General features: G+C 67.7%; 23 protein-coding genes. 15 read left to right on the forward strand and 8 right to left on the reverse strand.

All coding sequences use genetic code 11. From position 1 onward, the window contains the following. Nucleotides 1-35: 35 nt before the first annotated feature. Nucleotides 36-1400: an aspartate aminotransferase family protein gene (locus LTV02_RS01975; RefSeq protein ID WP_233037544.1), complete on the reverse strand. Its 1365-nt coding sequence runs from the start codon at nucleotides 1398-1400 to the stop codon at nucleotides 36-38. Between the two features lie 11 nt (nucleotides 1401-1411). Next, nucleotides 1412-2902 (reverse strand): CoA-acylating methylmalonate-semialdehyde dehydrogenase, encoded by a 1491-nt coding sequence (locus tag LTV02_RS01980; RefSeq protein WP_233037546.1) that lies wholly within the window; start codon nucleotides 2900-2902, stop codon nucleotides 1412-1414. A gap of 332 nt (nucleotides 2903-3234) precedes the next feature. Between LTV02_RS01980 and LTV02_RS01985 the strand changes: the two genes are divergently transcribed. Both LTV02_RS01985 and LTV02_RS01990 read left to right on the forward strand, forming a co-directional pair. Further along, nucleotides 3235-4827 (forward strand): PucR family transcriptional regulator, encoded by a 1593-nt coding sequence (locus tag LTV02_RS01985; RefSeq protein ID WP_233037548.1) that lies wholly within the window; start codon nucleotides 3235-3237, stop codon nucleotides 4825-4827. 142 nt (nucleotides 4828-4969) lie between these two features. Further along, nucleotides 4970-5167: a hypothetical protein gene (locus tag LTV02_RS01990; RefSeq protein ID WP_067721869.1), complete on the forward strand. Its 198-nt coding sequence runs from the start codon at nucleotides 4970-4972 to the stop codon at nucleotides 5165-5167. A gap of 12 nt (nucleotides 5168-5179) precedes the next feature. On the opposite strand, the gene LTV02_RS01995 is transcribed toward LTV02_RS01990, so the two are convergent. Continuing rightward, nucleotides 5180-5638 carry a cupin domain-containing protein gene (locus tag LTV02_RS01995; protein ID WP_233037557.1) on the reverse strand — a complete coding sequence of 153 codons (459 nt, stop codon included), beginning with the start codon at nucleotides 5636-5638 and terminating at the stop codon, nucleotides 5180-5182. Nucleotides 5639-5711: 73 nt separating this feature from the next. Between LTV02_RS01995 and LTV02_RS02000 the strand changes: the two genes are divergently transcribed. From LTV02_RS02000 to LTV02_RS02020, 5 genes are all read left to right on the forward strand, one after another. Further along, nucleotides 5712-6296 (forward strand): TetR/AcrR family transcriptional regulator, encoded by a 585-nt coding sequence (locus LTV02_RS02000; RefSeq protein ID WP_233037559.1) that lies wholly within the window; start codon nucleotides 5712-5714, stop codon nucleotides 6294-6296. Between the two features lie 75 nt (nucleotides 6297-6371). Beyond that, a complete protein-coding gene (locus LTV02_RS02005; RefSeq protein ID WP_233037561.1) occupies nucleotides 6372-8270 on the forward strand; it encodes a glycoside hydrolase family 5 protein in 1899 nt (632 codons plus the stop codon). A gap of 190 nt (nucleotides 8271-8460) precedes the next feature. Further along, nucleotides 8461-9978 (forward strand): APC family permease, encoded by a 1518-nt coding sequence (locus LTV02_RS02010; protein WP_233037563.1) that lies wholly within the window; start codon nucleotides 8461-8463, stop codon nucleotides 9976-9978. A gap of 15 nt (nucleotides 9979-9993) precedes the next feature. After that, entirely contained in the window at nucleotides 9994-11382 is a 1389-nt protein-coding gene (locus LTV02_RS02015; RefSeq protein ID WP_233037571.1) for a purine-cytosine permease family protein, read from the forward strand. Nucleotides 11383-11387: 5 nt separating this feature from the next. Continuing rightward, nucleotides 11388-11837 carry a nucleoside deaminase gene (locus LTV02_RS02020; RefSeq protein WP_233037580.1) on the forward strand — a complete coding sequence of 150 codons (450 nt, stop codon included), beginning with the start codon at nucleotides 11388-11390 and terminating at the stop codon, nucleotides 11835-11837. Between the two features lie 99 nt (nucleotides 11838-11936). On the opposite strand, the gene LTV02_RS02025 is transcribed toward LTV02_RS02020, so the two are convergent. Further along, on the reverse strand, nucleotides 11937-12416 hold the full coding sequence (locus tag LTV02_RS02025) for a nuclear transport factor 2 family protein (protein ID WP_233037582.1): 480 nt from the start codon (nucleotides 12414-12416) through the stop codon (nucleotides 11937-11939). A gap of 70 nt (nucleotides 12417-12486) precedes the next feature. On the opposite strand from LTV02_RS02025, the gene LTV02_RS02030 reads away from it, so the two are divergent. The 3 genes from LTV02_RS02030 (at nucleotide 12487) to LTV02_RS02040 (ending at nucleotide 14881) form a co-directional block, all read left to right on the forward strand. After that, complete coding sequence (locus tag LTV02_RS02030; RefSeq protein ID WP_233037584.1) at nucleotides 12487-13239, forward strand: sporulation protein; 753 nt, start codon at nucleotides 12487-12489, stop codon at nucleotides 13237-13239. 80 nt (nucleotides 13240-13319) lie between these two features. Further along, nucleotides 13320-14393 carry an NAD(P)H-dependent amine dehydrogenase family protein gene (locus LTV02_RS02035; RefSeq protein ID WP_233037586.1) on the forward strand — a complete coding sequence of 358 codons (1074 nt, stop codon included), beginning with the start codon at nucleotides 13320-13322 and terminating at the stop codon, nucleotides 14391-14393. After that, nucleotides 14390-14881, forward strand: a complete 492-nt coding sequence (locus LTV02_RS02040) for a carboxymuconolactone decarboxylase family protein (protein WP_233037588.1) — start codon at nucleotides 14390-14392, stop codon at nucleotides 14879-14881. The genes LTV02_RS02035 and LTV02_RS02040 overlap by 4 nt, the downstream gene beginning before the upstream one ends. Before the next feature lie 82 nt (nucleotides 14882-14963). On the opposite strand, the gene LTV02_RS02045 is transcribed toward LTV02_RS02040, so the two are convergent. Both LTV02_RS02045 and yaaA read right to left on the reverse strand, forming a co-directional pair. Beyond that, nucleotides 14964-15338 (reverse strand): ankyrin repeat domain-containing protein, encoded by a 375-nt coding sequence (locus LTV02_RS02045; protein ID WP_067721852.1) that lies wholly within the window; start codon nucleotides 15336-15338, stop codon nucleotides 14964-14966. 27 nt (nucleotides 15339-15365) lie between these two features. Beyond that, a complete protein-coding gene (yaaA, locus tag LTV02_RS02050; protein ID WP_233037590.1) occupies nucleotides 15366-16109 on the reverse strand; it encodes a peroxide stress protein YaaA in 744 nt (247 codons plus the stop codon). Between the two features lie 58 nt (nucleotides 16110-16167). Between yaaA and LTV02_RS02055 the strand changes: the two genes are divergently transcribed. The 4 genes from LTV02_RS02055 to LTV02_RS02070 all read left to right on the forward strand — a co-directional run bounded on the left by LTV02_RS02055 (nucleotide 16168) and on the right by LTV02_RS02070 (nucleotide 22758). Next, nucleotides 16168-17925 carry a proline--tRNA ligase gene (locus LTV02_RS02055; protein ID WP_233037592.1) on the forward strand — a complete coding sequence of 586 codons (1758 nt, stop codon included), beginning with the start codon at nucleotides 16168-16170 and terminating at the stop codon, nucleotides 17923-17925. A 229-nt stretch (nucleotides 17926-18154) separates the two neighbouring features. Then, entirely contained in the window at nucleotides 18155-20179 is a 2025-nt protein-coding gene (locus LTV02_RS02060; protein ID WP_233037594.1) for an NACHT domain-containing protein, read from the forward strand. A gap of 94 nt (nucleotides 20180-20273) precedes the next feature. Continuing rightward, nucleotides 20274-21710 (forward strand): DHA2 family efflux MFS transporter permease subunit, encoded by a 1437-nt coding sequence (locus LTV02_RS02065; RefSeq protein WP_233037596.1) that lies wholly within the window; start codon nucleotides 20274-20276, stop codon nucleotides 21708-21710. Nucleotides 21711-21792: 82 nt separating this feature from the next. Next, nucleotides 21793-22758, forward strand: coding sequence for a sigma-70 family RNA polymerase sigma factor (locus LTV02_RS02070; RefSeq protein WP_233037598.1), 966 nt, complete (start codon nucleotides 21793-21795; stop codon nucleotides 22756-22758). Here LTV02_RS02070 and LTV02_RS02075 read toward each other — a convergent pair. Next, nucleotides 22741-23190 (reverse strand): MarR family winged helix-turn-helix transcriptional regulator, encoded by a 450-nt coding sequence (locus LTV02_RS02075; protein ID WP_233037600.1) that lies wholly within the window; start codon nucleotides 23188-23190, stop codon nucleotides 22741-22743. The genes LTV02_RS02070 and LTV02_RS02075 overlap by 18 nt on opposite strands. Nucleotides 23191-23259: 69 nt before the next feature. On the opposite strand from LTV02_RS02075, the gene LTV02_RS02080 reads away from it, so the two are divergent. Continuing rightward, nucleotides 23260-24831 carry an MFS transporter gene (locus tag LTV02_RS02080; RefSeq protein ID WP_233037602.1) on the forward strand — a complete coding sequence of 524 codons (1572 nt, stop codon included), beginning with the start codon at nucleotides 23260-23262 and terminating at the stop codon, nucleotides 24829-24831. Here the strand turns inward: LTV02_RS02080 and LTV02_RS02085 are convergent. Then, entirely contained in the window at nucleotides 24824-26275 is a 1452-nt protein-coding gene (locus tag LTV02_RS02085) for a three-helix bundle dimerization domain-containing protein (RefSeq protein WP_233037604.1), read from the reverse strand. The two genes, LTV02_RS02080 and LTV02_RS02085, sit on opposite strands and share 8 nt — an antisense overlap. Nucleotides 26276-26335 lie beyond the last annotated feature (60 nt).

A 26335-nucleotide genomic window follows, 5' to 3' on the forward strand; every position in this document is an offset into this window, starting at 1 on the left:
GAGTGCCCGGTGAGCGGGAAGGATGCGGATCTCATTCAGGCCAGATGGCTATCGGCCACGGTCAGCGCCTGATCCAGGATGGCCAGGCCCTCCTTGGCCTCGGCCTCGGAGACGGTGCACGGCGGCACCACGTGCAGGCGATTGAAATTGACGAACAGCAACAACCCGGCAGCCTTGGCGGCCGCGACCGTCTCGGCCATGGCCGGGCTGGTGCCGCCGTACGGGGCGAGCGGTTCGCGAGTGCCGCGATCCTTCACCAGTTCGACCGCCCAGAACACCCCGAGCCCGCGCACCTCACCGATGCTCGGATGCTGTTCGGCCAGTTCACGCAGGCCCGGACCGATCACCTCGGCGCCGATCGCGGCCGCGTTCTCCACAATGCCCTCCTCGGCCATCGCATTGATGGTCGCCACCGCCGCGGCCGTGGCCAGGGGATGCCCGGAGTAGGTGAGCCCGCCCGGATAGACGCGATCGTCGAAGGTGGCGGCGATATGCGGCGCGATAGCCACACCGCCGAGCGGCACGTAACCGGAGTTGACGCCCTTGGCGAAGGTGATGAGGTCCGGCGCCACCCCGAAATTGTCGATGGCGAACCACTTTCCGGTCCGCCCGAACCCGGCCATCACCTCGTCGGCGATGAACACGATCCCGTACTTGTCGCACAGTTCGCGCACTCCGGCCAGGTATCCCGGCGGCGGAACCATGATTCCGGCCGTGCCCGGCACCGATTCCAGAATGATGGCGGCGATGGTGCTCGGCCCCTCGAACTGGATGGTCTGCTCGAGATGTTCGAGGGCGCGCTGCGATTCCTGCTCCTCGTTCTCGGCATAGAACCGCGAGCGGTACAGGAACGGCCCGAAGAAGTGCACGATTCCGGCATTGCCGTGATCGTTCGGCCAGCGCCGCGGATCACCGGTCAGATTGACCGCGGTCTCGGTGCCGCCGTGATACGAGCGGTAGCGCGAGAGCACCTTGTACCGCCCGGTGTGCAGCCGCGCCATCCGCACGGCGTGCTCGACGGCGTCCGCGCCGCCATTGGTGAAGAAGATCTTGTCCAGCTCGCCGGGCGTGCGCTCGGCGATCAGCCGGGCCGCCTCCGACCGCGCGTCATTGGCGTGCGGGGGCGCGATGGTGCACAGCTTGGCGGCCTGCGCCTGAATGGCGGCCACCACCTTCGGATGCTGGTGCCCGATATTGGTGTTCACCATCTGCGAGGAGAAGTCCAGCAGCCGGTTGCCGTCCCCGTCCCACAGGTAGGAGCCCTGCGCGGCGGTCACCACCATCGGCTTCAGCGTCGCCTGGGCCGACCAGGAGTGGAAGACGTGCTTGCGATCCAGTTCGTAGGCGCGGGCCGCTTCGTCGCGCGCCACCTCGGGGGTCAATCCATTGGGCAGGGTCATCGCAGGTCCAATCAGTTGTTCTGCGGGAAGCCGAGATTCAGGCCGCCGTGGCTGGGGTCGAGCCAGCGGGTGGTGACGGCCTTGGTGCGGGTGAAGAAGTGCACGCCGTCGATGCCGTGCGCATGCGAGTCGCCGAAGAGCGAGTTCTTCCAGCCGCCGAAACTGTAGTAGGCCATGGGCACCGGGATCGGGACATTGATGCCGACCATGCCGACCTCGACCTCGTTGTGGAAGCGCCGGGCCGCGCCGCCGTCATTGGTGAAGATGGCGGTGCCGTTGCCGTACTGATTGGCGTTGATCAGTGCGAGGGCGTCGTCGTAGCTCTCCACGCGCACCACCGACAGCACCGGGCCGAAGATCTCGTCGGTGTAGACGGTCATCTCGGGGGTGACATTGTCGAGAATGGTGGGGCCGAGCCAGAACCCGTCCGCCGCGCCGTCGGCGTCCACGGTGCGGCCGTCGAGCACGACCTTCGCGCCGGCCGACTCGCCCGCGTCGATGTAGGACGCCACCTTGTCGCGATGCTGCTCGGTGACCAGCGGGCCCATATCGGTGCCCTTGGTGCCGTCGCCGGTGCGAATCGTCCTGGCGCGCTCCGCGATCCGGGCGACCAGATCGTCGGCGATATCGCCCACCGCGACCAGCGCGCTGATCGCCATGCAGCGTTCGCCCGCCGAACCGAAGCCCGCGTTCACCGCCGCGTCGGCGGCCAGATCCAGGTCGGCGTCCGGCAGCACCACCATGTGGTTCTTGGCCCCGCCGAGGGCCTGCACGCGCTTGCCGTGCGCGGTGCCGCGCTCGTACACGTACTTGGCGATCGGCGTGGAGCCCACGAACGAGACCGACTTGATGGCCGGGTTCTCCAGCAGTTCGTCCACGGCGACCTTGTCGCCCTGCACCACATTGAACACGCCGTCCGGCAGTCCGGCCTCGGCCCACAGTTCGGCGATCCACAGCGCGGCCGACGGATCCTTCTCACTCGGCTTGAGCACCACGGTGTTTCCGGCGGCGATGGCCAGCGGGAAGAACCACATGGGCACCATGGCCGGGAAGTTGAACGGCGAAATGATCGCCACCGGTCCCAGCGGCTGCCGCACCGAGAAGATGTCCACCTTGGTGGAGGCGTTCTCGGTGTACCCGCCCTTGAGCAGATGCGGTACGCCACAGGCGAATTCGACGACCTCCAGGCCGCGCGTCACCTCGCCCAGCGCATCCGCGAGCACCTTGCCGTGCTCGGAGGTGATGATGGCCGCCAGTTCTTCCTTGCGCTCGTTGAGCAGCTCCCGGAACTTGAACAGCACCTGCGTGCGCTTGGCCAGCGAGGCGTCGCGCCAGGCCGGGAACGCCGCCGCGGCGGCATCGACGACGGTTCGCACGTCGGCCACATTCGCCAGCGCGACCTGACCGGTCACCACCCCGGTGGCGGGATTGGTGACGGGCGCGGTAGCGGCGCTGGAGCCGGCAAAGGACTTCCCGTCGAGCCAGTGTGCGATGGTCGCCATATCTCCTCTGTTCCGCCGCTCCGCCTGGTCAGCGGGCGGCTGCGAGCCGTTGCGAATTGGGCACCCGTGCCGGCGGCCGGATGCCGAGACTTTTCTGGGCGTACCCGGGGAGTCACCCCGACCTTGCGAAATCAGTTGTCACGTGCGGCTACTCGCCTCGATCCGCCGAGTGGTCCGTCCCGTCGCCGGCACGAGGGGACGGACCGAGGAGGGCGTGCTGCGGCACCCGCACGGCGGGACTGCGGTGGCCCGGCTACTACTCTGCACCTCTCAGTCTCGTTTGCGTCCCGACGATCTGTACGCGATTCGCGATTTCGTATTACGATTCGTCGGTGCTCCTGTCTGTCGCCGAAATTCTGGCGATGCCCGTGGTGCGCGCCGGGCAGCCGGAAGTCGTCGGCGGCGGATCCTTGGATCGGCCGGTGCGGTGGGTGCACGTGAGCGAACTGCCGGACGTCGCGAAACTGCTGGTCGGTAGGGAATTGATTCTCACCACCGGGCAGGCGCTGGCCGCCGGGGACGCGGCCAGCGTCGAGTATCTGGAATCGCTGTCCGCCGCCGGGGTTTCGGGGCTGGTGATCGAATTGGGCACCTATGTGCGGGAATTGCCGCCGGTGGTGGCCGAGACGGCCGATCGGCTCGCGCTGCCCGTGGTCGCGCTGCGGCGGGTGGTGCGGTTCGTGGAAGTCACCGAGGCCGTACATCGCGTGATCGTGGCGGACCAGTACGCCGAGCTCGAATTCGCGCGCACGGTGCACGAGACGTTCACCGCGCTGAGCGTGCGCCGGGCCTCGCTGGCCGAGATCGTCAAGACTGCGGCGGGCATGCTGGACGCGTCGGTGGTGCTGGAGGACCTCACCCATCGGGTGCTGGCCTCGACCGCGCGCCACACCGCCACCTCCACGCTGCTCGAACACTGGGAGACCACCTCCCGGATGCTCGCCGATCACGATGCGAATGTGGTTCCGGTGGGCCCGCATACGCAACGCTGGGGGCGGCTCATCCTGCGCTCCAGCCGCGTCCCGAACGCGCGCGCCCGCATGGTCCTGGAACGCGCCGCGCAGACCCTGACCCTGCATCGCATGATCGAACGCGACCGCTTCGGCCTGCACCGGCAGGCCCAGACCGGCCTCATCGACGACATGATCACCGGGCGGCTCACCGACGAACGCGATGCCGTCGCCCTCGCCGCCGCCCTCGGGCTGGCCCGCCGCTCCCGCTACATTCCGCTCACCATCGACGTGCGCGCGCCCATCGAATCCGATCCGGTGGCCCATCAGCGCCGCACCGCCGCCATCCTGGACGCCGCCATGCACGGCGTGCAGCTGGCCCGCGTAACCGCTTTGGCCGCACCCGATCACGGCAATCGGGTCAACCTGGTCCTGGCCGTCTCCCGCACCGGCGAAGTCGACGAAACCCTCACCGTCGTCTGCACCGCCATGCTCGGCGAGATCCGCCGCGTCGCCGGCGTCGAGCACGCCGTCATCGGCGTCGGCGCCGACTCCGATTCCCTGCTGGACGCCGCTCGCGAACTCGCCCAAGCCGCCCACGTCGCGGAAGTCGCACTCGCCCTGGGCACTTCCTACCCTCGCCCCTACTACCGCAGCGGGGACGTCCGCCTGCGCGGCCTGCTCGCTCTCATCCGCGACGAACCCGGCGTGCAGCGCTTCGCCGAGACCGAACTGAGCGCCCTGCTCCGCCACGACATCCGCCAGGCCGCCGACCTCACCCGCACCCTCCGCCACTTCCTCGACCTGGCCGGCAACAAAACCGAACTGGCCAAACGCCTCAATATCAGCCGCCCCACCCTCTACGACCGCCTCTCCCGCATCGAACGCATCCTCGACGTGGACCTCGACGACGGCGAAACCCGCACCTCCCTGCACACCGCCCTGCTCATCCGCGACCTCACCGCCAACCTGTGAGCGCCGCGGGATCTTGACGGATCTCACACGACTTCCGCCGAAAGTCACTCCCGGCCCGGCGGCTTTGGAAACTACTCTATGTAGTAATCGTGCGACGGCGTGTGATCGGCCCGCCGTCGCACCCGTCGAGAAGAGGCTGGCGATGAATGACTTCGAGCGTGAGGTCCGGCTGTCCGCCGTGCATGTGCACTGGTCCGACCTGGACGATGCGTTCGTCGCGCACTCCGATCAGTATCCCGGCGTGGTGCATCACGACCACTGGTCCTCGCTCGCCGCGGTCAACGGCCTGATCGATCGCATCCGCGAGGGCCTGTTCGCGGTGCAGCCCAAGTCCGCCTGAGCGGCGGCGGCGCTACTCCTCGTAGCGAATGCCGTATTTCGCGGCAATCGGATTGATCTTGGCCGGGTCCAGCGCGCCGGCGGTCAGCACCGCCGGGCCCGCCTCGAACAGGTCCTCCAGATAGCACTCCCAGCCGCCCGGCGAGGAGATCTGCAGCACCCGGGGCGGTGGGGTGGAGGCGCAGCGCAGGGCGTGCGGAATGCCTTGCGGCAGTAGGACGAACATGCCGGCCGTGGCCCGCTCGACCCGATCGTCGAACTCCACCTCCAAGGTGCCGTCGAGCACGTAGACGCATTCGTCGGCCAGCTGGTGGGTGTGCCGCGGAATGTCGCGCGCCAGCGTCACTTCCAGCAGGGAGAAGCGGCCGCCGGTGTCGGCGGTGGTGGCTTTGACGGCGAAGGCGGGCGGCAGCGGGACGCGGCCGGGGCGGACGTCGCTGGGGGAGAGGAACAGGAAGCGATCATGGGTCATCGCTGATATCCTTTCGAAGGAAACGGAACCGGAATCCGACTCCGTTTAGAGTGTAGGACGAAAGGCGATCGCAGTGTCAAGACCGGATTCGGCGCCCCGGCGGGCGCGGGCCGATGCCTCGCGGAATCGGGATCGGATTCTCGAGGCGGCGCGAAACCTGTTCGCGGAGCGGGGAAGTCAGGTGCAGCTGCCCGAGGTGGCGCGCGCGGCCGGGGTCGGCATCGGCACCGTGTACCGGCATTTCCCGGCGCAGTCCGATCTCATCGAGGCCGCCGCCGAACAGCGCTTCGCCGAGATCGAATCCTTCGCGCGCACCGAATGCCTGCGCGCCGCACCGGGTCACGCCGTCCGCACCTATCTCACCCATGTCGGCGAACTCCTGGCCACCGATCGGGGCCTGTCCGCCGCCATCGAATCCAGCCGGCGCACCGCCACCAGCGAACCCCGCGGCGACACCCTCGCCCGCCTCGCCGACGCCCTCGCCCTGCTCATCGAATCCGACCGTGCCGCAGGCGCGCTCCGCTCCGACCTCACCCCCGCCGACGTCTACCTCCTGGTCGGGGCGCTCTCCGCTGCGATTCGCACCGGCTCCGGTGACTGGCGGCGTCTGCTCGAGCTGACGCTCACCGGCATTCAAACCCCTACTCGTCTCGAGTAGTGCAGCCGAGGCGAATTACCGGTTATCTGGAATTAACATGTTTCAGATCGCGATTCGGCCCTAAACTGCCGCGGCATGGACATGCATCCCCGGCGGCTCCGGCACTTCGCCCGTGCGACAACGGTTCTCGCCATTGCTTCGGCACTCGCCTCCGGTCTGCTCACCGTGCCCGCCGTCCACTTCACCCCCGCAGCCCGCGCCGATCCGGCCGGCCTCCACGGACCGCTGAGCACCCGCGGTCGCTACATCGTCGATGCCGCCGGCAATCGGGTGAAACTGAAATCCGGTAACTGGCACGGCTCCAGCGGCACCTGGAACGGCAGCGGCGACGACGAGGATCCGGCGAACAATTTCGCCCAGGAGACCGGTCATCGCGCCCCGCTGGGTCTGGACCGGGTGCCGATGACGAAGCTCATCGCCGACTTCAAAGCGCTGGGGCTCAACAGTATTCGGCTGCCGTTCTCCAACGAGATGATCACCGACAGCCGCCCGGTCCGGGGACTCACCGCCAACCCGGCATTGAACGGCCTGAAACCCCTGGAGGTCTACGACCGGGCCGTGCGGGCGCTCACCGGTGCCGGTCTCGGCGTCATCCTCAACAACCACACCACCTCCACCCGCTGGTGCTGCGCGGTGGACGGCAACGAGCGCTGGAACTCCGGTCAGGACACCGCGAAATGGGTGTCGGACTGGGCGTTCATGGCGGCCCGCTACCGGGACGACCCGGGCGTCGTCGGCGCGGACCTGCGCAACGAGGTGCGCCGCGACACCTGGAACGACCCGAACTGGGGCTGGGGCGACGAACACGACTGGGAGGCCGCCGCGCAGCAGGCCGGGGATCGAATCCTGAAGGACGCCAACCCGAACCTGCTCGTTATGATCGAGGGCATCAACTGGCAGGGCATCCCGACCGACCTGACCTCGCACAGCCGCCCGATCCTGAAGCCCGCGCGCACCTTGACGCCGACGCTGGTGCGTTCGCACAAGGTCGTCTACGCCGCGCACTTCTACGGCTACATCGGCCCGAACCACACCGGCGCGGACGGGCTCGGCGAAACCCACGATCCGCGCTTCCGCGATCTGTCGCGCCCGGACCTGTTCAAAGCCATGGACGAACTGGCCGGTTTCGTCGCCACCACCCCCGACCGCCACTTCACCGCGCCGGTCTGGGTGAGCGAGTTCGGCATCGGCAAGGACGCCGGCGACAAGGACCGCGCCTGGTTCCCGAACATGATCGACTATCTGATCGAACGCGATCTGGACTTCGCCTACTGGCCCGGCGTCGGATTCCAGCACGGAGACCAGGGCAATCAGTGGGCGCTGCTGCGCTACGACACGGACGGCAGCCTCCGCGGCATCGCCGATGCCGATGACTGGCGCGGCCCGCACTTCCAGCGGCTGCTGGCGGCGAACGGCCGTACCGGACAGGTCGATTCGGTGCGCACCTGGTCCGCGCTGGACGGTAAGCACGGCACGCACAATGCCTCGCTGCGCGCCGCGGGTGATTGGGATGCCCGGGCGAACAAGGTGGTCTGCCCCGATGATCAGCGGCTGATCGGCATCAGCTCCCGCGATCTCCGCGGCCTGTGCACCGATGCGGGCATCGCGGACCTCTGGCAGTCCGGAACCACCGCGGTCAAGGTCGACAAGGAGCAGGTCACCACCGACTGGGCGGGCGGCTTCACCAAATATCAGTGCGCCGCAGGCCAGTTCATGATCGGTTACAGCCTGCGCGGTGAGGCCATGTCCGCGATCCTCTGCGCCACCGGTCGGGTGCCGCTGGCCGGGGCGGGCCGCACCCTCTGGGATGACAAGGGCGACAACCGTCCGGCCTCCGGCGAAGGCGGCGACTACGCCGAGGGCTTCTACAAGGCCCAGTGCGAGGCCGATGAATACGCCGCGGGCATCGCCTTCTCGCGGGTCTGGTACCGCGGCGGCCATCCGGACGCGCTGTACTGCCGCAAGCTCGGCTGAGCGGCCGTGCGGGGCGGACGAACTGTAAAGCCGGGCACCGGATTTTCCGAGAAATGTAAGAATAGTGACCTGAGTCACAATTCTGGTTCCTGCTGGTAACTCCGTTTCATATCCAGGCAACAAACCGCCCCGCACAATCCCTCACAGGTCATGCGACCAAGTGTCATGCGACCTAGATGAGGAGTGACTTATGGAACCGGGTACGTCGACCGTACTTTCGGGGGGATCCGAGCCGGCCGGCAGCGATGTCTCGCGGCTCAAACCCAATGTCGTCGGCTTGCTCGGCGTGGTGTTCATGGCTGTCGCGACGGCAGCGCCCATTACGGCCATGACCGGCAACGTGCCGTTCATGATGTCGTCGGGCAGTGGAATCGGCACGCCCGCAGCCTTTCTGATCGCCATGGTGGTGCTGGCCATCTTCTCGGTGGGCTTCACCACCATGTCCAAGCACATCACCGCGACCGGCGCCTTCTACGGCTTCATCTCGTTCGGGCTCGGGCGCACCGCGGGCCTGGCGGCCGGACTGCTGGCGACCTTCGCCTACATGGTGTTCGAGCCGTCGCTGATCGGCATCTTCTCCTATTTCGCGCACACCACGGTGCTCGATCAGCTCGGCACCGACGTCCCCTGGTGGGTGTTCGCGATCCTCATGCTGGCGGTCAACGCGCTCGGCACCTGGTTCGGTATCGCGGTCGCCGAGCGGCTGCTGATCGGCCTGCTGGTGACCGAGGTGACGGTGCTGGCCATCATGGCGGTGTCGGTGCTCTTCCACGGCGGCGGCCCGGACGGCATCACCCTGGAACCGGTCAATCCGGTCAATGCCTTCAGTGGTGCGGCGTCCGCGGGCCTGGGTCTGTTCTTCGCCTTCTGGTCCTGGGTCGGCTTCGAATCGACCGCCATGTACGGCGAGGAGTCCAAGGACCCGAAGCGGATCATCCCGCGCGCCACCATGATCGCGGTGCTCGGCGTGGGCGTGTTCTACGTCTTCGTCTCCTGGATGGCCATTTCCGGCAGCGGTAGGGACAAGGCCCTCGAATACGCGGGCTCGGCCAATCCGATGGACGTCTTCTTCGCGCCCACCGAGTCCTATGTCGGGCACTGGGCCGTCACCACCATGCAGTGGCTGATGATCAGCGGATCGCTGGCCTGCGGCATGGCCTTCCACAACTGCGCCGCCCGCTATCTGTACGCGCTCGGCCGGGAAGGCGTCATCCCCGGCCTCAAGAACACCGTCGGCCGCACCCATCCCAAGCACGGCTCCCCGCACATCGCGGGTTTGGCGCAGACCGGCGTCGCCGCGGTGCTGGTGCTCGCGTTCGCACTGGCCGGCAAGGATCCGTACGCCGGCCTCTACACCCTGCTCGCCGTGCTCGGCACCATGGCCATCCTGGTCGTGCAGGCCGTCACCTCGTTCGCGGTCATGAACTACTTCCGCCACAACCACCCCGAATCCCGGCACTGGTTCAAGACCTTCCTGGCTCCGCTCATCGGCGGCGTCGCCATGCTCGGGGTGGTGCTGCTGCTGGTCACGAACATGGACACCGCCGCCGGAACCGAGGCCGGATCGCTGATCCTGAAGGCGACCCCGTGGCTGGTGGCCGCCGTCGCCGCGGCGGGCCTGGGTTACGCCACCTATCTGAAGAAGACCGATCCGGACCGTTACGCCCTGCTGGGCCGCACGGTGCTGGAAGAGACCCACGAGCGCTGAGAGGGCTGAGAAGCATTGACGGACAGCGAGACCCGGACCACCTACCGTGATCGAGTGATCGCCGTCGAACCCGGCGGCGACGACTACATCCCCGAGGACGCCCGGCACGGCACGCCACGCACCCTGTTCTGGACGTGGATGTCACCGAACCTGGAGTTCGCGACCATCTTCGTCGGCGTGCTCGCCGTCAGCGTCTACGGGATGAACTTCTGGCAGGCGAGCCTGGGTCTCGCACTCGGCATCGGCGTCGGCGCGGCGGCGCACTACCTGCTGTCCGCGCGCGGCCCGCTGCACGGCGTCCCGCAAATGGTGCTGGGGCGCTTGGGCTTCGGCTATCGCGGCAATGTGCTGCCCGCCGGGTTCATGTCGATCATGTGCGGGGTCGGCTGGTTCGCCACCAACAGCGTGAGCGGCGCGTTCGCCTTGAACTCGCTGACCGGGCTGCCCAAGGTCCCGGCGCTGCTGGTGATCGTGGTGGCGCAGACGGCCTTCGCCTTCTTCGGCCACAATCTGGTGCAGGCGTTCGAGCGGATCGCCTTCCCGCTCTTGGCGATCGTGTTCGCCATCGTCACGGTGGTGATCTTCAGCAAGGCCGATCCGGGCGCACCCGCACCGGCCGGCGGCATCGGCGGGATGGGCGGGTTCCTGCTCACCGTCGGCACCGCCTTCGGGTACGCGGCGGGCTGGAATCCCTACGCGGCGGACTACTCCCGCTATCTGCCGTCCTCGGTCTCCAAGACCGCCACCGGGCTGTACGCCTCGGCCGGGCTGTTCCTCTCCTGCCTGTGGCTGACCGTGCTCGGCGCGGCCTCGGCGACCGTGGCGAGCACGGTGCAGGGCAGCCCCACCGACGTGTTCACCGCCAACCTTCCCGATCTGCTGGCGAAGCTGACGCTGCTGGCCATCGCGGTCGGCGCGGTGGCGGCCAATGCGCTCAATGTCTATTCCGGCGCAATGGCTTTCGTGACCATGGGCTTCGAGCTGCCGGTGCGGACACAGCGCGCGCTGGTCTCGATCGCCTTCGGCGTGATCGGTTTCCTGGTCGCCTGGTGGGCGCTCGCCGATGCGGCCGCCAGCTACGAGGCGTTCCTGCTCATCGTGGCGTACTGGATCGGCCCGTGGCTGGGCGTGGTCTTCGCCGACGAGTTCCTGCGGCGCGGGCAGCGGGTGGACCATCTGCTCTACGACAAGACGTATTCGAACTGGAGCGGCGTAGTCGCCTTCGGTCTGGGTCTGATCGTGTCGGTCCTGTTGTTCTCCAACCAGGCCAAGTTCGTCGGCTATGCCGCGAAACAGGTCCCCGAACTCGGCGACATCACCTTCTTCGCCGGTTTCCTGATCTCCGGCGCGGCCTACCTGCTGCTCGCCCGCGCCCGGATCGCCCGGGAGGCGGTGCCAGCATGATCACCATGATCACTGCCGAGGAAATGTTGACCACCGCCTACACGGAAGCTCAGCTCGGCCTCGCCGAGGGCGGAATCCCCATCGGCGCGGCCCTGTTCGACAGCGCCGGCAACCTGCTCGGCCGCGGCCACAACCGCCGCGTCCAAGCCGGTGACCCCAGCCTGCACGCCGAGACCGACGCCTTCCGCAATGCCGGCCGCCGCCGCGACTACCGCGACACCATCATGGTCACCACTCTGTCCCCCTGCTGGTACTGCAGCGGCCTGGTCCGCCAGTTCGGCATCGGCGCGGTGGTGGTGGGGGAGGCGCGCACCTTCAGCGGCGGCCACGAATGGCTTGCGGAACACGGTGTTTCGATCACCCTGCTCGACGATCAGGAATGCGTCGACATGATGACGAAGTTCATCGCCGAACGGCCCGAGTTGTGGAACGAGGACATCGGCGTGGCGGAGTAACCCCCACGCCTACCGGCGCTCACCTGGACCATCCGGCGGGTTCCCGCGGCCGTCGCAATGCCGGCGGCTGCGGGGACGAATGCCGCTCGGCGGTGCGGGTCAGTGCGGGGCGGGTTCGGCCCAGCGGTTGGCGGTGAGGGTGAAGCCGGGGAGGGCGTCGGTGCCCATGACGGCTTCGAAGATGCGCTGGTAGCCGGTGGTGGCGATGCGCCAGACGCCGTTCTCGCGGCGGTAGGTGTCGTGGTAGTAGGCCGCGCCGCGGATGACCCGGTTGTAGTCGGGGATCATGACGGTGTCCTCGAGCAGCCAGCTGCCGGTCGCGGTGTCGCCGTCCACCTGGATCTCGGGGTGGGTGGCCACGTGCACGGTGATGATGTTGCCGCTCAGGGCGTTTCGCATGTACTCGGCGACCGCCTCGCGGCCGTGGAATTCGGGCGGCAGGTCACCGGAGGGGGAGCCGTAGGAGGCGACGACATCGGCGGTCAGGGTGTCCGCGAACTCCTCCCACCGCTTCAGGTCGAGGGTGCGCAGGTAGCGGTGCTTGAGTGCGCGGATCTGTTCTGATGCAACGACGTCCATACCGATGAATTGGACCACAGCGGCGAATAATCCGGAATCACATCGTCCGATCAGCGGCCAGACTGGGGGGATGTTCAGAAAATTGCTGGCAGCCGTCGGGGTGGGCGGGGCCGAGGTCGACACCGACCTCCACACGCCGGGCGTGCAGCCCGGCGGCACGGTGCACGGTGTGATCCGGTTACGGGGCGGCGATGTGCCGCAGGACATCTCCCGCGTGGCCTTGGAATTCGTCACCCGGGTCGAGTTCGAGCACACCGAGGACGAGTACCAGCGCGACCGCGGTTTCTACCTCACCGATATCCACGGGCCCTTCCAGCTGCCCGCGCACGCGCACTTCGACATTCCCTTCGCCCTGTACACGCCGCTGGAAGCGCCGATCACTTTCTTCAACGGCCGCCAGCTGCCGGGGATGCACGTCGCGATCCGCACGGTGGTGGAGATCGCCGGCGCGGTCGACGCCGGGGACAGCGATCCGGTCGGCATCGGCGCGCTGCCCGCCCAGCACGTGATCCTGGCTGCCATGGAGCAGCTCGGCTTCCCGCTGCACGCCGCCGATTGCGAATGGGGCAGGTTGCGCGGCATCGAGCACGAGCTGCCGTTCTATCAGGAGATCGAGTTCGGGCGTTCGCGCAACTATCCGCAATTCGATTCCGTCGAGATCACTTTCGTGGCCCACCCGCAGGGTGTGGAAGTGCTGCTCGAGATCGACAAGAAGCGGGGCGGCGACGGCTATCAGGTGCTGAGCGTGGGCCATCACGAGGTGGATCACGTGGACTGGACCGACGTGCTGCACCGGACCCTGATCGGCTTCGTTTCGCACTGATCCGGCGGCCGCTGGAATGGTGTCCGGGCGAGTATCCGAATCTCGCCCGGAACCTACCAAGCACTTGCTACCCTCCCGCCATGATTTCCACCGTGGTATGGGGGACCGGCAATGTCGGCCGGGCCGCCATCCGTGCCGTCACGGCGCATCCCGGCCTCGAACTCAGCGCCGTACTGGTCAGCAATCCCGCCAAGGTCGGCCGCGACGCCGGCGAACTGGCCGGGCTCGACACCGTGCTGGGCGTGGCGGCCACCGACGATATCGCCGCCGTCCTCGCCGCCGGGCCGCGCGCCGTGGTGTACGCGGCCTCCGGCGATATCCGTCCCGACGACGCGCTCGCCGATATCGTGCGCGCGGTCGGCGCGGGCGCGGTGGTGGTGACCCCGGCGCTCTACCCGCTCTACGACCAGCGCAACGCCCCCGCCGAAATGCGCGAGCCGGTGCTGAAAGCCGTTGCGGAGGGCGGTGGTTCGCTGTTCGTCTCCGGTATCGACCCGGGCTGGGGCAATGACGTGCTGCCGCTGCTGATGACCGGGCTGGGCAGCACCGTGGACGTGGTGCGGTGCCAGGAGATCTTCGACTACACCACCTACGATCAGCCCGATTCGGTGCGCTGGCTGGTCGGCATGGGCCAGCCGATGGACTACGAGCCGCCCATGCTCGCGCCCGGTATCCCGACCATGGTGTGGGGCGGGCAGATTCGGCTCATCGCGCGCGGTCTCGGCGTCGAGGTGGAGGAGATCCGCGAGGTGGTGGAACGCCGTCCGCTGGAAACCACCGTCGAGACCGAGCTGATGGGCAAGTTCGAAGCCGGCGGTCAGGGCGCCATCCGTTTCGAGGTGCAGGGCATCGTGGACGGCCGGGCCCGCATCGTCATCGAGCACGTCACCCGGATCCACGCCTCCTGCGCCACCGATTGGCCGCTGCCGCATTCCGGCGCGGGCGCGCATCGCGTGATCATCGAGGGCAATCCCCGCATCGAGGTCACCATCCAGGCCACCGCGGAGGGCGGCAATCACTCCGCGGGCGGAAACGCCACCGCCGTAGGCAGATTGGCCGGGGCCATCCCCTGGCTGACCACTGCCGAACCAGGGCTCTACGACGCCCTGGACGTTCCACTGCCCTTCGGCACACTCGACAGGAGCCACCCATGATCATCGACATTCCCGAGGGCAAGGACCCGATCGGTTACGTCTGGGGCGAAATGGTCCCCGGCATCGGCGTGGCCGCCGCGGGCTTCTCCCTCGCCGTCTACGAGCACACCACCCTCGGCCTGCGCGAATTCGAAGCCGCCCGCCTGCGCATCGCCCAGATCAACGGCTGCCTCTTCTGCCTCGACTGGCGCACCGACCGCAACGGCGAAAAGGTCGAGGAATCCTTCGAAGAAGACGTAACCAACTGGCGCACAACGGAGAACTTCGACGACCGCACCCGCCTGGCCGCCGAATACGCCGAGCGCTACGCCACCGACCACCACTCCCTCGACGACACCTTCTTCGAGCGCATGCTGAAGCACTACACCCAAACCGAGGTAGTCGAACTCTCCATGTGCCTCGGCTCCTGGCTGGCCTTCGGCCGCCTCAACCACGTCCTCGGCCTGGACGCCGTCTGCGTCCTGCCGAGCCACGCCGCCGGCAAATAACCGGGGCCAGATTCACATTGTTGGTGACACGCGGCGGATCGATGAAAAGCCGCGTGTCACAGGCGATCCGGCCGGATCGTGGCTAGCCGAAGAGCTTCAGGTATTTGGTTTGGCCGAACATTTCGGCGGCATCGCGGGCGGAGGGGGCGCCGGCGTTCGGGTCGGCGCCGGCGGCGAGGAGGGCGTTGACGATTTCGTCTTCGCCCTTGAAGACCGCGCCCGAGAGTGGGGTCTGGCCCTTGTCGTTGCCGAAGTTCGGGTCGGCTTTGTGCTCGAGGAGCACGTTCACCGCTGCGGGGTGGGCGTAATACGCCGCCAGCATGAGGAGGGTGTCGCCGTTCTCGTTGGTCAGGTTCACCGGTACGCCGGCGTCGAGGTATTGGGCCAGGGTGACCGCGTCACCGCTGCGAGCCAGGTCGAAGATCTTGCTCGCCAGCTCGACCAGTTCAGGATCCATGGGTTCCACCCTTCACTTCTACCAGGCTCAGGTGAGGATGAGGAGCTCGGTGGGGGAAGCGATCTCGGTGCGGAGACCGGATTTTTCGGCGATCTTGGCCAGGCCCTTGATATCGGCGGGTTCGCTGCGGGACAGCACCAGGGCGCGGGCCAGCAGGCCCTTGTGGTGTTTGTTGAAGTGGCTCACCACGGTTCGCGAACCGTCGGGGCGTTCGGTGAGCACGGTCGCGGTCACCGCGCCGGGGATGCGGCCCAGGTTCTGGTAGGTGCCCGAGCGCAGGTCCACGGTCAGCTCGTCGCCGGTCTCGGTACGCAGCGCTTCGGGCAGCACTTCCTTCCAGACCGCCTGCAATGTGGGCAGACCGGGCAGCTTCGAGCCGCCGGACAGGCGATACGCCGGGATCGGATCGCCCGCGCGGACCACGCCGAACAGCGCCGAGCCGATGCCCAGCCGCGCTTCGGCCTTGGCGCGCTGCGCCTTCGTGAACGAGGCGGCGTCGAGGGCGTCGTAGAGCACCCCGGTATAGCGATCCAGCGCCGGGCGGGTCGGAGAGGAACGCAGTGCGGCATTGCGCGCGATCTCCGCGTCAGCCCCCTTGCCCAGACCCAGCGCGGTGCGCGAGGCGCCGGGATCGGCGGCGAGTTTCGTCAACTGCGTGACGAGTCTCTCGCGCACCGCCGTGAGCTGCGGCATCGACAGCGAATCCAGATCCAGCGGACCGCCCGAGCCACCGTCGGACTTGGTTTCGGAAGGAGGCAGCAGCACCAGCACGAGGCGAAACAGTAATGCCTTTCGGATATGCCGCGAACAGCGGCTACGCTGTTCAGCCGTGATCACCCGTCTCTCGCACCTGTTCCTGCGCACCCTGCGTGACGACCCCGCAGACGCCGAGGTGCCCAGCCACAAGCTGTTGGTCCGCGCCGGTTACGTGCGTCGCATCGCCCCGGGCGTGTACTCGTGGCTGCCGCTCGGCCTGCGCACCCTGCGCAAGGTCGAGGATGTCGTGCGCGCCGAGATGAACGCCATCGGCGCGCAGGAGATCTCGCTGCCGGCGCTGCTGCCGCGCGAACCGTACGAGACCACCAACCGCTGGACCGAATACGGCGACGGCCTGTTCCGCCTGAAGGACCGCAAGGGCCAGGACTACCTGCTCGGCCCCACCCACGAGGAGCTGTTCGCGCTCACCGTGAAGGGTGAGTACAACTCCTACAAGGACCTGCCGGTCACGCTGTACCAGATCCAGACCAAGTACCGCGACGAAGGCCGCCCGCGCGCGGGCATCCTGCGCGGGCGCGAGTTCATCATGAAGGACTCCTACTCCTTCGACCTCGACGAAGACGGCCTGAAGAAGAGCTACAACGCCCACCGCGAGGCGTACCAGAAGATCTTCGATCGCCTGGGCGTGAAGTACGTGATCGTGGCCGCTACCTCCGGCGCCATGGGCGGTTCGGCGTCCGAGGAGTTCCTGGCCGACAGCCCCGTCGGCGAGGACACCTACGTCATCTGCCGCGAATCCGGTTACGCCGCCAACGTCGAAGCCGTGGTCACCGCCGCGCCGCCGGAGATCGCCATCGAGGGCCAGGCCGAGGCCGTCGCGCACGACACTCCCAACACCCCGACCATCGCCACCCTGGTCGACTGGGCCAATGGCGCGGGCATCGACAAGGTGCTGGGCCGTCCGGTCACCGCCGCCGACACCCTCAAGAACGTCATGGTCAAGCTGCGCTACCCCGACGGCAAGACCGAGATCCTCGGCATCGGCGTCCCCGGTGACCGCGAGGTCGACGACAAGCGCCTGGGCGCCTCCGTCGAACCGGCCGAGGTCGAACTGCTCGACGAAGCCGACTTCAAGGCCAACCCGTGGCTGGTCAAGGGCTACATCGGCCCGAAGGCGCTGCAGGCCAACGGCGTTCGCTACCTGGTCGATCCGCGCGTGGTGTCCGGCACCGCCTGGATCACCGGCGCGGACGAGCCCGGCAAGCATTACGTCGGCCTGGTCGCCGGTCGCGACTTCACCCCCGACGGCACCATCGAGGCCGCCGAGGTCCGTGACGGCGATCCCTCGCCCGACGGCCGCGGCGTGCTGGAGGCCGCCCGCGGCATCGAGATCGGCCACATCTTCCAGCTGGGCCAGAAGTACACCGACGCCTTCGAGGTCGACGTGCTGGGCGAGAACGGCAAGCCGGTCCGCCTCACCATGGGCTCCTACGGCGTCGGCGTCTCCCGCATGGTCGCCGTCCTCGCCGAACAGATGCACGACGAGAAGGGCCTGCGCTGGCCCCGCGAGGTCGCCCCGTTCGACGTCCACGTGGTCATCGCAAACAAGGACGAAGGCGCTCGCGCGGGCGCCGAACAGGTCGCCGCCGAACTCGACGCCATGGGCCTCGAGGTCCTGCTCGACGACCGCACCGCCTCCCCGGGCGTCAAGTTCAAGGACGCCGAACTCCTCGGCATGCCCTACGTCGTGGTCGTCGGCCGCGGCTGGGCCGACGGCAAGATCGAACTCCGCGACCGGTTCGCCGGCACCGCCGAGGAACTTCCCGCCGAGACGGCCGTCGCCGACGTGGTCGCCAAGATCCGCGGCTGAGGCGACCTGTCCAGACGGCAAACCTAGCCGGGCGTCTCGATCGGGGCGCCCGGTTTGTCGGGGCAGTCTCGAAAATGGCCGTTACACAGCTACTTCCGGGCTCCCGCTCTACTGTTGTCCGGCGGTATCCTTGCTGCGGGGATGATCGTCCCCGTCACCTCGGCGCGAAGGATGAGAGCGCTTGCGGCAAGGCGGAAAGTGGAGTTCTTGGTTCTCGGCCGCTGCTGCAGTGACGGTACTACTGTTCGCCCTACTCGTCGGTTTCCTGCAGTTGCCGGGAGCCGGGCGAGGTGAGGTGGATCCGGCATCTCTGGTGGTGGCGCTGACCTCCTTGGCTGTTTCCGGATGGTTCGGCTGGCAATCGGTGCGGTTCTCGAAACAGGCACAGCAGTGGAACGACACCGAGATCCCCGGTCTAGCCGAGCGTCTGGCCAACGCCGTCGCAGCGGAAGAACTCGACGCGCGGGCTGAACTGCTCGGCGGAACCAAGCTCGTAGACATCGACTTTCGATTCCGGGCCGCGCCCGCGCACAATGCCGAGAGCCCAGATATTGGCGGGGTGCTCACCGAGGTCGTGGCGGTTTACCAGCGGCTGCGACCGCAACGGCTGGTCATCACCGGCGCGGGTGGAGCCGGAAAGACCGTGCTGGCGCTGGAATTGTCGCTCGGTCTGCTCGCCAGCCGCGCTGCCACCGATATCGTGCCGGTTCGGATAAGCGCCCCTACCTGGAGTCCGGACCAGTCCATCGATGACTGGCTGGCCCGCTATCTGAGTGGCAACTATGGGCTCGGACCAATCGCCGCGCGAACACTGGTTCGGGCCCGGAAGATTCTGCCGGTGATCGATGGCGTCGACGAGATGGACTTCGATGAACCCGGCTTCTCCTCTCGGGCTGCCCGGCTGCTGCTCGCGCTCAATGGCTATCAGGATCTGCGTGGCAGGGCCCCAGTTGTGATCACTTGCCGGACCGAACAGTTAGAAGCGCTGGAAGGCGTCCGGGTTTGGCTGCTCGACGCCGCGACAATCGAGATCGACCCTGTCTCGACCATGAAAGCCGAAGCCTTCCTGCGGGACTGTGTCGGCGACGTCGGGCGGTGGCAACCGATTTTCACCAAGCTGCACTATCAACCGACGGGGGCACTCGCCACTGCATTGTCGACGCCGTGGCGCTTAGCGCTCGCGCGTACTGTCTACGAGCGGCGGGATTCCGAATCCGGTGTAGAGGAGCATCATCCGCCCCAACTGGTGTCAATCGCGTCGGCGGGCGCTGACCATGTTCGCGATCATCTGTTGTCGTTGCTTATTCCTACGATCGCGGCTGACGCCGGGACCATTCGATATCGGCCGGAGGACGTGCATCGTTGGCTGGCTACCTTGGCCAACGATTATCTGCACCGCCACGGTGGGACAAATGTGGGCGGGGTGTCGATCTCGAATACAGACCTGATTCTGCATCGACTGTGGCCGCTGGCCGGCGTGATCAAGACCCGTTTGGTCACAGTATGCCTGGCCTGGCTGTTGATGAGTGCTGCGCTGGCTGGTGAACTGGCTCGTGCACACGCAGATGTGCTGACGCCAGCCGCCGTTGTCGTGATCAGTGCGGCGACCGGCGCGCCTCTTGCGCTGATCACCCTTCTCTCGTTCTGGACGCATTCAGAGCCGTACCGAGTCTCATGGCCGTCGCCGCGACAGGTGGGAACCCAAAAGACGTTTCGACGTTTCGTCAAGCTCTCGCTACTGCTGTCGGGCGGGATCGCGGCGGCAGGGTATGGGGTGGCTGCACTGGCAGGGTGGTCGGGCGTGGGGTGGCAACTTTGGGCGATACCTTTGTGCGGCGTCGTCTTCGGCGTGATCGCGCTGGCGCGTGATGATGCTGGGGTATCCGCGCGGCATCCGAACGAGCTGCTGGCGGCGGACCTGCGCTCAACGTTGCTGCTTACCGCGGTGAGCGCTGCGTTCATGGCGGTCTTGGTGCGGACTTTTCCTCCGCCGGGGGCTCCGGCATTCGGGCTGTTCGTAGGACCAGCGCTTGGGGCGCTTGTCGCGTGCACTCTGGCTCCTACGTCGGTTCGGTATCTCTGCCTGTTGCTGGGTACCCGACGTGGATCCGGCAAGCCGTTGCCATGGAGGCTGTGCGCATTCATGGCCTGGTGTCAGGCACGGGGCCTGCTTCGCGCGGCCGGGATCGCCTATCAATTTCGGCATAGAGAGATCCAGGATTACCTGATCCGGAACCCGGTCGCGGATAGCTGATCAAAACACCACCGAAGGATTTCGCCGGCGGCGATGAATCGCGGCGGGGTCGCCGGTATGTACCTCCGACACCTTTCGGAGGAGGGCTTGCGATATGGCCATGACCGCTACGCAGCGCTGGGTGCTGGCGCTGACTTCACTCGCCGGGTTGATGATCGTGCTCGACGCACTGGTCGTCACCACGGCTACGCATGCCATTCAATTGGATTTGGGCGCTTCGCTCGGGGAGCTGGAGTGGACCGTCAATGCCTACAACTTGAGTTTCGCGGTGCTGCTGATGGCCGGGGCGGCGCTGGGGGATCGGTACGGGCGCAGGCGAATACTCGCGGGTGGGCTCACGTTGTTCGCCGCCGCTTCGGCGGGCTGCGCGCTGGCTCCGAGCCTGGGCTGGTTGATCACCGCGCGGGCCGTGCAGGGGATCGGCGCGGCCGCCGTCATGCCGGTGGCCATCGCCGTGCTGTCGGCGGCGTTCCCGCCGGAGCAGCGGACGCGGGCGCTCGGCATCTTCGCGGCGGTCACCGGATTGGCCACATTGGGCGGCCCGCTCGTCGGCGGCGCGATCACGCAGGGGCTGGCTTGGCAGTGGATCTTCTGGTTGAACGTGCCGATCGGGGCGGTGCTGGTGCCTTTGGTGCTGACTCGGCTCTCCGAAAGCTTCGGGGAGGCAAGGCGATTGGATTACGCCGGGATCGCGCTGGTGAGCATCGCCGCCTTCGGTGTGGTGTGGGGCCTGATCAGGGGGAACGAATCCGGTTGGGGGAGTGCTGAAGTCGTGGCCGCGTTCGTTCTCGGTGCAGCGGCGTTACTCGGATTCGTGCGCTGGGAACTGCGCACCCCCGCGCCGTTGATTCCCATGCGCTTCTTCGCCTCCCGCGCCTTCTCGGCGGGCAATGCGGCCGGATTCCTGCTCGCCGCATCGATTTTCGCGGGCGCGTTCTTCTTCGCCCAATACCTCCAGGTGGTGCTCGGCTACGGTCCCCTCGGCACCGGCCTCTGCCTGGCCCCGTGGACGGTGACCCTGTTCCTGGTCGCGCCGATCGCGGGCCGGCAGGTCAATCGCTTCGGCGAGCGCCCGCTGGTCGTGCTCGGCCTGCTCATGCACGCGATCGGCTACGCCTGGATCGCATTCATGGCCCGCCCGGACCTGCCGTACCCGGCCCTCATCGCCCCGTTCGTGCTTTCCGGCGTCGGCGTCTCCATGGCCATCCCGGCCGCGCAGAGCGCGGTCCTGCGCGCCGTCCCGATGCCCGCGGTCGGCGCGGCCTCCGGCACCTACAGCGCCCTCCGCCAGCTCGGCGGCGCTTTCGGAATCGCGGTACCCGCAGCGGTTTTCGCCGCCGTCGGCACCCTGTCGTCGCCCGCCGGATTCACCGACGGCTTCGCCGCCGCCATCGGCGCCGCCGCCCTGCTCGCGCTGCTGGGCGCACTCCTCGGCGCCCTGATCCCCTCCGGCGCACCCGCCGCCGCGAACCCGCAAGCAGCAGCTCCGCCGACACCGGTCGCGGCGGAGCAGCCGAGTGTGACCGCATGAGCTTTCGCCGAGACCCCCTAGGAGCTTTCGTATGAGCGCCACCGACCCCCACTCCGCAGCACTATCGGTAGATTTGCGAACCATGAGCGCCGGTACCGACTTCACCGCCCGCACCGAGGTGCATCGGCCCGAGCTGCTCGCACACTGCTATCGCATGCTCGGATCCATTCACGATGCCGAGGACCTGGTGCAGGAAACCCTGCTGCGGGCGTGGCGAGCCGCGGACAAGTTCGATGAGAGCCGCGCATCGCTGCGTACCTGGCTGTACCGCATCGCGACCAATGTCTGCCTGACGGCGCTCGAGCAGCGTGGGAGGCGGGCGCTGCCGACCGGGTTGGTCGGACCCAGCGAAACCATGATCGAACGTCCGCAGAAGCATCCCGAGATCACCTGGCTGGAGCCCATTCCCGATGCGCTGCTGGGCAATTCGGCCGATCCGGCGGCGGTGGTGGCGGCGCGCAGCGGAGTGCGGCTGGCATTCGTCGCCGCCCTGCAACTGCTCCCCGCCCGGCAGCGCGCCGTGCTGATCCTGCGCGATGTGCTCGCCTGGTCCGCCGCCGAGGTCGCCGACCTGCTGGAAACCTCACCCGCCGCGGTGAACAGCGCACTGCAACGCGCGCACGCGCAACTCGACAAGGCGGCACCGATGCTCGATCGCATGACCGAAACCCTGAGCCCTGCCGAGCGGACCGTCGTCGACCGGTACATGGACGTGTTCGGCAAGGCCGATATGGACGAACTGGCCGCCCTGCTGCGCGATGACGCCGTGCTCGAGATGCCGCCCGCCCTGGTGTGGTTCGCGGGTCGCGACGATGTCATCACCTTCTTCGCGTCCAAGATCTGCTTCGATCCGGACCGCTGGCGCAGCGTGCCCACGGCCGCCAATACCCAACCGGCCGTGGCCTTCTACCTGCGCGACGAGGAGGGCGTGCACCGGCCGCACTCGATTCACGTCCTGACCCTGGACGGTTCGTCCATCGACAAGGTCACCGTGTTCCTGGGTGGCCCGGACCTGTTCCGCCCCTTCGGTTTACCGCCGGTTTTCTGAGCTCGCGCAGGCCGCCGCGATCCCGGTCATCCAGGACCGGACGGCGGCCTGCTGCTCGGGCGCCAGTCCGGCTTCCAGCTCCGCTTCGCGGCGCGTCACCGACACCTGTGCCGCGGCGAACCGTTCCCGGCCCGCCGCGGTGAGATGGATCTGATGACTGCGTTTGTCGGCGGGGTTCGGCCGCCGCTCGATCAACCCCTCCGCCTCCAGGCCGCCGAGCATCTCATTGGCGGCCTGCCGGGTGCTGCCCACCTCGCGGGCGATATCGGACACCGACATGCCCGGGTGTTTGGTGACCATCATCAGGGTCGCGAACTGCGAGGTGGACAGCCCGAATTCGGTGAGCACCTCCGCGATGGCCGTGCGCATGCCCAGCCACACGCTGCGGACCAGGAAGGTCAGCGAACCGATCTCACCACGATGGGACCCCAACGCGCGCAACCTCTCTCCAGGGAATTGACAGGTACCTGACAATCATCCATGCTGTGGATTGTCAGGTTCTTGCCAATCATATCGAAGGTGCTCATGACCGCGCCCGCGACGCTGCCCAAATCCCGGCAGCAGCTCATCCTCGCCGTCCTCCTGCTCTCCTCCCTGCTCATCTGGCTCGACAACACCATCCTCGGCACCGCCCTGGAAACCCTCGCCGATCCGGTGCGCGGACTCGGCGCCGGACCCGCCGAATTGCAATGGGCCACTGGCTCTTACACGCTCGTCTTCGCCGCGCTCATGTTCGCGGCCGGCGCGCTCGGCGACCGGTTCGGGCACCGCAGCGTGCTCGCCGCCGGGCTGCTGATCTTCGCCGCCGCCTCCGTATGGGCGGCCTACGCCGGGGACGCCGGGCAGCTCATCGCCGCCCGCGCCGTCATGGGGGCCGGCAGCGCGCTCATCATGCCGCCGACCATGGCCATCATCACCTGGACCTTCACCGGGCCCGCGCGAGCCACCGCCATCGGATTGTTCTCCACCTCGGCCGGGGTCGGGCTGGCCGCCGGGCCGCTGCTCGCGGGACTGCTGCTCGATCACTTCTGGTGGGGCTCGGTGTTTCTCGTGAACATTCCCGTGGTGGCGATCGCGCTGGCCGGCATCGCCGCGCTGGTGCCCAACTTCCGCAGTCCGGTGCGGCGGCCGCTCGATCCGGCGGGGTTGCTGCTGTCCATCACCGGGCTGGGCGCGCTGGCCTACGGGTTGATTCGCGCCGGCCAGGTCGCCGACTGGGGGCGCGCCGATGTGTGGCTGCCCATCGCGGGCGGGCTGGTCGCGCTCGCCGCGTTCGTGATCGTCGAATTGCGCAGCGCCCAGCCGAGTTTCGATCCGCGACTGCTCGCCGACCGGGTCTTCGGCGGGGGCAGCGCGGCGCTCGGGCTGCTGTTCCTCGCCATGACCGCGGCCGGGTTCTACGGTGCGTTCTATCTGCAAGGCGCGCGCGGATTCTCGGCCCTGCACGCCGGGCTCGCCACCGCGCCCAGCGCCCTCGGCGTCATCATCGGCGGACCGCTGGGGGTGCGGCTGACGCGGCGGTACTCGCTGCGGCCGGTCACCGCGACCGCGCTCACCGTGGCCGCGCTCGCCATGGGCAGCTACTTCTTCATGGGCCTGGATACGCCGATCGCCTGGCTGGAAGTGGTGTTCATCGTGCAGGGTTCGGCCATCGGCATGGTGATCGGCGCGCTGATGGCGGCGCTCATGGGCACGCTGCCGCTGGAACGCGCGGGGGCCGGGTCGGCGGTCACCAATACCGTGCGGCAGACCGGCAGCGTGCTCGGCATCGCCGTCGGCGGCACCATCATGTCGATCGTGTACCGGCGCGCCATCGAACCGGCGTTGCCCGGATTGCCCACGGCTGCCCGCGATCAGGCCGCGACCTCGGCCGAACTCGCGCGGCACACCGCCGCCGCCCTGCACCGCCCCAACCTGGCGGCCGCGGCCGATGACGCCTTCATCCACGCCCTGCACGTCGGCGCGCAGTGGACCATGGCCTTCGCGCTGACGGGTGCGGCGGTGCTCGCCGTGGCCTTGCGCCCCGAACGAGTCACCGCCGCAACCGAACCCGAACCGCTACCGGTCAGTTGAAGGCTATCGCCACCCCGTCCAGCAGGTGCTCCAAGGTGTCGTAGTTCGGCGCGTCCACCACGTCGATCAGATTCGGCACCACGGGCACCTGCGCCTGGGCCGCCACCTTGGTGAACAGGCTCGCGTCGTTCGGGCGGAACCCGTGCTCGGCGGCCAGCCGCTGCAGGTCGGCGTCGGTGGCGAGCAGCTTGCCGAGGCGGTCGCCATTGCCGTTCAACGGCACCACCGTGTGCTGCGACAGCACGGTCGGCGACGGATACATCAGCACCATGTCCGGCTTCAGCTGACCGTGCGCGGCGGCGTCCACGTACTGGGCCTCGTAGATCCACACCATCGGCGTCGGGCCCATGCCGTTGGCCAGGTACTCCTTGAACGGGCCGTCGGTGCTGTTCTCGGTGTAGCCCTGCCGGGTGAACAGGCGCGAAACCCGGGCCACCGCATGGTCTTCCGCCGCCGTGCCGCGCACCATCGCATTGTCATTGGCGACGTAGGCCGCTACCGCCAGGTACATGGCCGCCGAGTTCGAGGTGCGGGGATCGGTGGTGGACACCAGCACGTTCTTCTTCACCGGGTAGCTGGTGTTGCCCTCCAGCTGATCCCACTGCACGCCCCGCTCGGCGAGCGCCAGGTATTTCTCCACATCGAGGGTCGGTGTGGCTCCGGGCTTGACCACACCGGCCGCGGTCAGCAGTTCCACGATCGGTTTGAAGGTGGCGACGGCCATGGGGGAGGAGAACGGCGTGTACTTGGCGCTCACATTGCGCTGCCGCTGAATCCGTTCCGCGGCCGAAGCACTCGACGGGAACGCGAAGTCGTACTTGCCGAGATCGACCGTGGTGGCGATTTGCCGTGACCCGGCCGGTTCGACCGCCACCTTCAGGCCGTGCTTGGCCAGCGCCTCCGCCACCTTCGGATCATTGAAGAACGCCAGCTTCTCCGAGCCGACGACCCCCTGCACCGTGGTGAGCGCCGTGGACCCCGCGACCGGCGCGGGCGTCGAATCCGACCCGCCGCCCGCGATGGCGAGCCCCGCCACCACCAGCACCACGACGCCGCCCGCCAGCGCCGGCAGCGCCCACTTCCGCCGCGTCAGCGCCTCCGGAAGATACTGCCGCGCAGCCAATCCCATCCGGCCGAAGGTTGCGTCCAGGTGACGAGAATTCGAATTCGAATCGTCCCGCGCAGGAATTGTTTCCGAATTCACGGAATCGACCTGCGTCACAACATTATCCGTACCGCCCGGTTCGAGTTCCCGGCGCACAATCCGCTCCACCAGAATCGGAATGAATTCCCGAATCTTGTGCCCGTCGAACCGCTTCCGAGCCGCCCCGAAAACCGCCTCCACCTGCTCCGTCGTATGCGCCTCCGCATAGGCGTCCACCAGGCGATCCTTCGCCTGCGACAGTGCTTTTTCCTCCCGGGCCGCATCGACAGCCACCAGCATCTCCTCGAATCACACCGGAATTGACTGCGCACCAGAACAATCCGCTCGCCGATGCGCCGA

The sequence above is a fragment of the Nocardia yamanashiensis genome (assembly GCF_021183565.1).
GTDB lineage: Bacteria > Actinomycetota > Actinomycetes > Mycobacteriales > Mycobacteriaceae > Nocardia > Nocardia yamanashiensis.

Bases quoted from the DNA above. Each gene is read 5' to 3' on its own strand.
- LTV02_RS01975 (WP_233037544.1), bottom strand. From the start codon at position 1,400: ATGACCCTGCCCAATGGATTGACCCCCGAGGTGGCGCGCGACGAAGCG.
- LTV02_RS01980 (WP_233037546.1), bottom strand. From the start codon at position 2,902: ATGGCGACCATCGCACACTGGCTCGACGGGAAGTCCTTTGCCGGCTCC.
- LTV02_RS01990 (WP_067721869.1), top strand. From the start codon at position 4,970: ATGAATGACTTCGAGCGTGAGGTCCGGCTGTCCGCCGTGCATGTGCAC.
- LTV02_RS01995 (WP_233037557.1), bottom strand. From the start codon at position 5,638: ATGACCCATGATCGCTTCCTGTTCCTCTCCCCCAGCGACGTCCGCCCC.
- LTV02_RS02005 (WP_233037561.1), top strand. From the start codon at position 6,372: ATGGACATGCATCCCCGGCGGCTCCGGCACTTCGCCCGTGCGACAACG.
- LTV02_RS02010 (WP_233037563.1), top strand. From the start codon at position 8,461: ATGGAACCGGGTACGTCGACCGTACTTTCGGGGGGATCCGAGCCGGCC.
- LTV02_RS02020 (WP_233037580.1), top strand. From the start codon at position 11,388: ATGATCACTGCCGAGGAAATGTTGACCACCGCCTACACGGAAGCTCAG.
- LTV02_RS02025 (WP_233037582.1), bottom strand. From the start codon at position 12,416: ATGGACGTCGTTGCATCAGAACAGATCCGCGCACTCAAGCACCGCTAC.
- LTV02_RS02030 (WP_233037584.1), top strand. From the start codon at position 12,487: ATGTTCAGAAAATTGCTGGCAGCCGTCGGGGTGGGCGGGGCCGAGGTC.
- LTV02_RS02035 (WP_233037586.1), top strand. From the start codon at position 13,320: ATGATTTCCACCGTGGTATGGGGGACCGGCAATGTCGGCCGGGCCGCC.
- LTV02_RS02040 (WP_233037588.1), top strand. From the start codon at position 14,390: ATGATCATCGACATTCCCGAGGGCAAGGACCCGATCGGTTACGTCTGG.
- LTV02_RS02045 (WP_067721852.1), bottom strand. From the start codon at position 15,338: ATGGATCCTGAACTGGTCGAGCTGGCGAGCAAGATCTTCGACCTGGCT.
- LTV02_RS02065 (WP_233037596.1), top strand. From the start codon at position 20,274: ATGGCCATGACCGCTACGCAGCGCTGGGTGCTGGCGCTGACTTCACTC.
- LTV02_RS02070 (WP_233037598.1), top strand. From the start codon at position 21,793: ATGAGCGCCGGTACCGACTTCACCGCCCGCACCGAGGTGCATCGGCCC.
- LTV02_RS02085 (WP_233037604.1), bottom strand. From the start codon at position 26,275: ATGCTGGTGGCTGTCGATGCGGCCCGGGAGGAAAAAGCACTGTCGCAG.